Annotated in this window: 10 protein-coding genes and 1 tRNA gene; 2 read left to right on the top strand and 9 right to left on the bottom strand. The window is 61.8% G+C overall.

The window, feature by feature from the left end; translation table 11 throughout:
• Positions 1–13 precede the first annotated feature (13 nt).
• From GM79_RS11595 to GM79_RS11575, 5 genes are all read right to left on the bottom strand, one after another.
• Positions 14–895, bottom strand: a complete 882-nt coding sequence (locus GM79_RS11595) for an IS3 family transposase (RefSeq protein ID WP_051718507.1) — start codon at positions 893–895, stop codon at positions 14–16.
• Complete coding sequence (locus GM79_RS11590) at positions 892–1,194, bottom strand: transposase (RefSeq protein WP_035559892.1); 303 nt, start codon at positions 1,192–1,194, stop codon at positions 892–894. Before GM79_RS11590 ends, GM79_RS11595 begins: the two co-directional genes overlap by 4 nt.
• A gap of 34 nt (positions 1,195–1,228) precedes the next feature.
• Positions 1,229–1,624: a hypothetical protein gene (locus GM79_RS11585; RefSeq protein ID WP_152559964.1), complete on the bottom strand. Its 396-nt coding sequence runs from the start codon at positions 1,622–1,624 to the stop codon at positions 1,229–1,231.
• A 32-nt stretch (positions 1,625–1,656) separates the two neighbouring features.
• Positions 1,657–2,001: a hypothetical protein gene (locus GM79_RS11580; protein ID WP_035563973.1), complete on the bottom strand. Its 345-nt coding sequence runs from the start codon at positions 1,999–2,001 to the stop codon at positions 1,657–1,659.
• A 72-nt stretch (positions 2,002–2,073) separates the two neighbouring features.
• Positions 2,074–2,820, bottom strand: a complete 747-nt coding sequence (locus GM79_RS11575; protein ID WP_035563969.1) for a hypothetical protein — start codon at positions 2,818–2,820, stop codon at positions 2,074–2,076.
• A 143-nt stretch (positions 2,821–2,963) separates the two neighbouring features.
• Here GM79_RS11575 and GM79_RS11570 point away from each other — a divergent pair, with 143 nt between their 5' ends.
• Entirely contained in the window at positions 2,964–3,155 is a 192-nt protein-coding gene (locus GM79_RS11570) for a hypothetical protein (RefSeq protein ID WP_035563966.1), read from the top strand.
• A gap of 136 nt (positions 3,156–3,291) precedes the next feature.
• Here GM79_RS11570 and GM79_RS11565 read toward each other — a convergent pair whose 3' ends face one another.
• From GM79_RS11565 to GM79_RS11550, 4 genes are all read right to left on the bottom strand, one after another.
• Positions 3,292–4,608 (bottom strand): site-specific integrase, encoded by a 1,317-nt coding sequence (locus GM79_RS11565; protein ID WP_081867712.1) that lies wholly within the window; start codon positions 4,606–4,608, stop codon positions 3,292–3,294.
• A 139-nt stretch (positions 4,609–4,747) separates the two neighbouring features.
• Positions 4,748–4,829 (bottom strand) — tRNA-Leu (locus tag GM79_RS11560).
• A 38-nt stretch (positions 4,830–4,867) separates the two neighbouring features.
• The gene (locus GM79_RS11555; protein ID WP_035563960.1) at positions 4,868–5,407 is read right to left on the bottom strand and encodes an iron-sulfur cluster co-chaperone HscB C-terminal domain-containing protein; all 540 of its coding nucleotides are present in this window, start codon (positions 5,405–5,407) and stop codon (positions 4,868–4,870) included.
• Between the two features lie 30 nt (positions 5,408–5,437).
• Entirely contained in the window at positions 5,438–5,725 is a 288-nt protein-coding gene (locus GM79_RS11550; protein WP_035564000.1) for a putative quinol monooxygenase, read from the bottom strand.
• Between the two features lie 123 nt (positions 5,726–5,848).
• Between GM79_RS11550 and GM79_RS11545 the strand changes: the two genes are divergently transcribed.
• On the top strand, positions 5,849–6,061 hold the full coding sequence (locus tag GM79_RS11545) for a hypothetical protein (RefSeq protein WP_035563956.1): 213 nt from the start codon (positions 5,849–5,851) through the stop codon (positions 6,059–6,061).
• Positions 6,062–6,149: the final 88 nt, after the last annotated feature.

Genomic DNA, 6,149 nt, shown 5'->3' with positions numbered 1-6,149 from the left:
TGAGGTGGTCTAGCTAAGCTGGACACAATTGGGACGTGGTTTGAAGGTGGGTTTCGAAGTGGTTCGGGGCGAGGTACCCGAGAGCCGAGTGGCGGCGTTCGGCGTTGTAGTAGGCGATGTGGTGGCTGATTTCGAGCCGGGCTTCTTCCAGCCCGGAGAAGCGGCCGCCGTCGAGTAGTTCGGCTTTGAAGCGACTCCAAAACGATTCAGCGTGCGCATTGTCGTAGCAGTTGCCGCGCCGGCTCATGCTTTGCTGCGCGCCGTGGCGCGCTAGTAAGTCCTTAAACCGGGTGGCCCGGTACTGACTACCCTGGTCGGAATGCACGATGAGGCCCGCCGGGGGCCGGCGCACGGCCAGCGCCCGCCGCAGGGCCTCGCTGACCAGGTCTTCGGGCATGGTTTCGCGCACGTCCCAGCCCACGACTTTGCGCGAGCAGCGGTCCAGCCACACGGCCAGGTAGAGCCAGCCTCCGCCCTGGCGGGGCAAGTAGGTAATGTCGCCGACCCACACCCGGTTGGGGGCGGTGGGGGCCGGCTGGCCGAGCAAGCGGTTGGGAGCAGCTTGGACGGCCGGGTCCGAGTCGGTGGTGCGGGGCACAAACGAACGGGGCTGCTGCGCGCGCAGGCCGTGCGCTTTGAGCACGCGTCGGATGCGCCAACGCCCCACCCGATGGCCGTCGGCTTGTACTTCCACGCGCAGCCGGCGGGTGCCATACCGCTGGCTGTGGTAGGCAAATGCCTCGCGCACGGCCACTTGCCAGGCCGGCTCGACCGCCGGCACCTGCTGGCGGCGCTGCCACGCGTAATAGGCGGCCGGGGCCACGCCGAGCACTTGGCAGAGGGAGCGTACCGGCACCTGACTGGCCCGCTGGGCGATGTGCTGGTAGGTGCTCACCGGGTCGGCTGGCCAAAGATGACCAAGGCTTTTTTTAAAATATCGAGCTCCTGCTCGGCCCGCTTCAAGCGAGCGCGCAGGGCGCGCACCTCCGGGTCGCGGGCGACCTCCACGCTGCCGACCTCAGCTACTACCTGGGCCTGCTGCCAGCGGTAGAGCAACTTGGGGCTGATGCCTAACTGACGGGCCGCCGACTGGGTGCTGCGGCTCTCGCTGGCCAGGCGCAGGGCCTCAGCCTTGAACGCCTCGTCGTATTTGCGTCGTTTATCGGGCGACGTTCCGCTCTTTTTAGCTGTCATCACAGAAGAAATATACGTCCTTCTTCTGTCCGCCTTAGCTAGACCACCTCAGCCCTTCCGATGGTGCCGGCATCCTAACCACCAACTCCCCGAACAGCGGGTTGGCCGGTAGCGGCTGCCCACCGTTGCCATCCGGCACCTGGTTGAATATAACCACTTCTTCGCCGGGCGTGCTTTGCGCCAAGTGGTCAACCAGCACTTCCTGCCCGCTGTTGGCGTGCAGCGCCTGCATGAGCAGCGTGTAGGTGCTCACGTCCACGTTGTAGAGCTGGTTGATTTCGTTCATCTGCATGGCCGCGTCCTCGGCCGCGCCGATGGCATCCGCCAGGAGTTGGGTATAGCGCCGGGCCTTCTGGTCGGCTTTGGCCCGCAGGCTGATGGCGCGCTTCATGCGCCGCTTAAATTGCTGTTGATAGGCAGTAAGTGCCATAGTGAGAAAAATTTGAGGGTGAAAAGAAAGACTTAATCCAGGTCAGCATCGGGCGGCAGCATCGCCCCGCCCGCATTGGCCGCCAGGTTGACGAACACCGCCGCCGGTGCCCCGCCCAGGCTGGCCGCCGCCACCTGATTCAGCGCTGCCGCCGTGCCGGCCATTCGGTAGCCGTCTATCAAATCAGTGCGCAGGCTCATGCTCGTCCCATATAGGGTGTTAATCCGCCCGATATGGTCGGCCGCCGTTTCGCCTAGCGTCAGCACCGTGGCCAGCCGGGCCACCAGGAAACGGGCCTGCCGGTCAGCCTTGGCCCGCAAGGCCAGGGCCTTTTTCATGCGCCGCTTATACTGCAGCTGGTAGCCAGTAAGTGCCATGGGAAGGAGAGGGGTAAGGGAAGAAAAAACGGCCAGCCGGTGTGGCTGGCCGTTTCGTGCCACTTGCTACGCTTAGGCCACGTACTCAATCGCCAGCGGGTTAGTGCTGTTATTGTTGAGCGGGTAGAACTTGCCGTTCACTTGCTGGTAGAAGTTGATGCCCACCACGCCGACCACCAGGTTCGCATCCGCAGGAGCGGCCGGGAAGCTGGCCACCAGCGTCTGGTTCACCAGGGCCGGGCTGTTCACGGGCAGAATGCCCAGCGGAGCGGCCACCACGGCGTTGGTGAAGGTCAGCATCTCCATGTCCAGCGACGAGGCCGCGAACACCAGCTCAAAGTGCGTTGTGCCCTGCGGAGCCGCAATGTCCGAAGCCGGATTCAGCGCCGGAATGGTCATCGTGACGTCCGCACCTGCGCCTGTCACTTCATACGGGAAGTACATCGTTTGCCCGATGCCCGCGCCGGCGTTGAAGTTGAAGCCGAGCAGCGGAGCCGAGTTCGAAGAGTCGAACACGCGCTGGCCCCGGTCGTTGGTGTCGTCCAGGCCGATAACTTCCCGCATTGCTTTGGTCAGCCGCGAGGCCAGCCGGCTGTCGCTGGCCGAGGCAATGGCTACGCGCAGCGAGTCGCGCAGCAGCTTGCTGTACTTCGCCGAGAGGCCAAATTCAGCCGCGTTTTCGCGGGTCCGCGCCAGGCCCGGTGCCGATTGAAAGGCTGCCCGGTTGCTAGCCGGCTTCTGCGAGATGCTGCCGTCCTTCCGGAAGACCAGCCCGCCCACTGTCCCCCGAATCCCAAGAATTCCAGTTTGTTGTGCCATGAGTAAAAAATAGTTTGATGATGAAAGTGCATCCCAGCGCCCACTACGTTCGTGCTGCTGGATGTTGAACCAAAATTCATCTACTATTTTTGTACAATCAAGTCGGGTGCCCAGCTAAGCCCGGTTTGCTCTCTCATACCCCCATGCCGCGCATCTGCCTATATCCCAAAGACGTGGCCCTCCTCACCGGCCGCAGCTACGACGCCGCCAAGCGGCTCGTGCGCCGTGCCCGCCAGGCCGCCGGCAAGCCCGCCGGTGCCCTCGTCTCCGTCCAAGACTTCTGCCGCCTCACCGGCCTCGATGAAGCCGAGGTATCCGCGGCGCTCAACCACTAGGCCCCGCCCCACCTTTTCCCCACCTCCGCCCGTATTCGGAGCCTATTCCGCCCCTATACTCCGTAATCAGGTGGTGAAGTAAAAAGCCCGGAGCGGAATCCTTTCCGACCGGGCTTTTTTGCTGTAGCGAATCAAGTTAGGCTGCTGTCATCACCGAGCAGACCGCCCCATCCGGCAGCGCATCAATCGCTGTAGTAGTTGGCTCGTCCCAGGCCGCCCGCATGGCTTGGTGCTGCAGCTCTTCTACCACCTGCGCATACCGCATGGTGTTTTGAATCTTGGTGTGGCCCATCACGCGCTGCAACACTGCCACCGGCATCCCGCGCAGCAGGCTTTGCACCGCGAACGTATGGCGGGCGGTGTGCATTGTCACCATCTCATGCAGCGGCACCGCTTCTTTCACCACCCGGCCGCCGGCCGTGCCCACCACTTCCACCAGGCGCGTCAGCCCCGCCAGCTGCGTGATTTTCTTCAGGTATCGATTCATCGGCTGGTTAGCCAGCACGGGCAACAGCTTGGCGCCGTCACCCGACCGCTCCGGCGCGGCGTACCGGTCCAGGATTTCCGCCGCCAGCCGGCTCAGGTAAATGCTCACCGTGGCCCGCGTCTTGGTTTGCACCAGCCGAAGCACCCGGTCACCGGTCCCATTCGCCCCGAGGCCGTGCAAATTGCCGCCGTGCAGCGCCGCCACGTCGGAATACCGCAGTCCCGTGTAGCAGCAAAACAAAAACACGTCCCGCGCCGGCGCGAGGGTCGCCGGCAGCTTCACCGCCACCAGCGCCGCAATGTCGGCCCCCGTGAGGTAGGTTTTGGCCTGGTCGGTGTAGCGCACCTCGACGCGCTTCAATTCCACCCCCAGCGCCTGCTGCCGCTCATCCTGCGAATGGCGCAGAAACGTTTTCAGGTCTTTCACGATGGAATAAATGCCGTTGGCCCCCAGCCCGCAGGTGGTGCGCAGGTACTTGACAAAGTCGTCGTGCATGGCCCCGTCGTACTCGGCCAGGCTTATTTTCTTGCGCCGCTTTGTGGTCAGGAACGTGGCCAAATGATTGCGGGCCGTGTTGTAGTGCCGCACCGTATGGAAGGCATAGCCCCGCCCGCGCAACACCTCGATAAACGCCGTCATGGCCTCGACCATGCCCAGCTCGGGCCTGGCCGCGGCCGGATTAACCACGTCGCGTATGAGGGCCAGGGTAGGAGGGATGCCGGCCGTGCGCAAGTCCCGGTAGCGCTTTTGCACGCGCTCAGCAATGGCTTCCAGTACATTGTTGGCTTCATCAGCACCGGCTTTCGCTTTCCGGAACCGCTGTTTGTCGGGGTTCCATTCCTTGGGCAGGCACTTTTCCCGCGTGAAGCACTGCAGCCGCAGCCCTTCAAAGTTGGCGTTGAGGAACACCGGCACCAGCCCGTTCTTGTCGGTTTTGTCTTCTCGGAGGACGAATTTTACAGTCATTTTTTGGTAGCAGATTTGGTAGCACAAATGCGGCCGTAAATGAGTGTAAATGCCAAAAGCTCCGGACGCAAAAAGGCCCTAAAAACCGCTTTAGCGTACGCTAGAGCAGTATTTAGGGCCTTCCGTTGGTAATTCCTAGTACCCGGAGCCGGAATCGAACCGGCACATCTTGCGATATTGGTGTTTGAGACCAACGCGTCTACCGGTTCCGCCATCCGGGCAGGATGAGCTTGTTTAGAACTATTCCGCTCTGCCGGTATCAGGAGCGGGCTGCAAAGGTAGCAACTTGCTGCTGGATGCGCAACAGATACCGCTTTTTTAGGTAGTAGGTGCGGATTTGCTGGAGGCCGGCCGGCCGGTGCTCACTCGGTAGTTGTTCATAGCCAATCAGTACGGGCTCGATGCTGGCGTCCAGCGTGTCGGCAATTGCCTGCACTTCGCCGGCTACCTGAGCTACTACGGTAGGGTCAGGGGCGGTTTCCAGGTCCATGAGCTGCTCGTTGAGGTCCATCATGTCCATCAGAAAATCGGGTGGGAGCTGCTCTTGCTTGCCTTCTTCGAGCAGGCCATGCTGGCGCAGGATGTAAGCCATGCGCTTGTCGGGGTCGGCCAGGGTGCGATAGGCGTCGGTGTTGAGGGTGGCCAGCCGGAGCATCTCGGCCTGGTTTTCGGGTGAGGACGTGGCGTGAAAATCGGGATGAGTCTCGCGGCTTTTGGCGTAGTACAGGCGCTTGAGGGCGTCGGCGTCGGGACGGAAGGATTCGGGCAGGCCGTAGAAGGCGAAGTAATCGGAGGACATATGCGAAGAGTGGTCAGGAAGGGAATACGGCTACAACACCGGATTCACCGAAAAAGCCACGGGCGGCGCGGCAAAAAGCCGTTTGGTGGCCGGCCACACCGTGCCAAAGAGCACCGACCGCCGGTAGGCGTCGAGCGCCGCCACATCGTCCCAATGGCTGTGAGTGCAGTAGATGGCGGGGTTGTCGGCATCCTGCCACAGCGCCAGGTGCCGGCAGCCGGGCTGCTGGCGAATCTGATTTTTGGATTCGTGGAAAAGCGCCAAAAAAGCGGGCACCTGCCCGGGCGCAAAGGTCATGCGGACAATTCGAATGAGCATAATCAACGGGTAGGGAAGGGGGTGGGGGCGGACTGTGAAAACGCAAAAATGCCAACTCGTGAACGGAATGGAGCGTAAAGGTTGGCCATGAATTCAAACCATCGCCATTTCCCAACTGCTCTTATGCTACGCATTTCCTTTCGCTCCGCTAAAATAAACTGGCTTCTGGCCCCCGCTCTGGTATCTGGCTTGCTGCTGAGCAGCTGCAACAGCCAGCCCACTGCCACCGAAGTTGATAAAACGGCCACGGTCATCTCCAGCGAAACCAACGAAGCTTCCGATAGCACGGCCACAACCGTCGACATCGACACCACCGGAGCTGCCGTTCCATATTAACCCAAATTCCGGCCCGCGAACTGCTGCTCAGGCATTGGTACAAATGCTGCCGGACATTTCTTGAACCAAAAACGCCAGGCCTCCGCGG

The sequence above is a fragment of the Hymenobacter sp. IS2118 genome, from assembly GCF_000715495.1.
GTDB lineage: Bacteria > Bacteroidota > Bacteroidia > Cytophagales > Hymenobacteraceae > Hymenobacter.
Note: the sequence above shows the minus strand (reverse complement) of the source record. Positions and strands in the feature narration are given on the sequence as shown.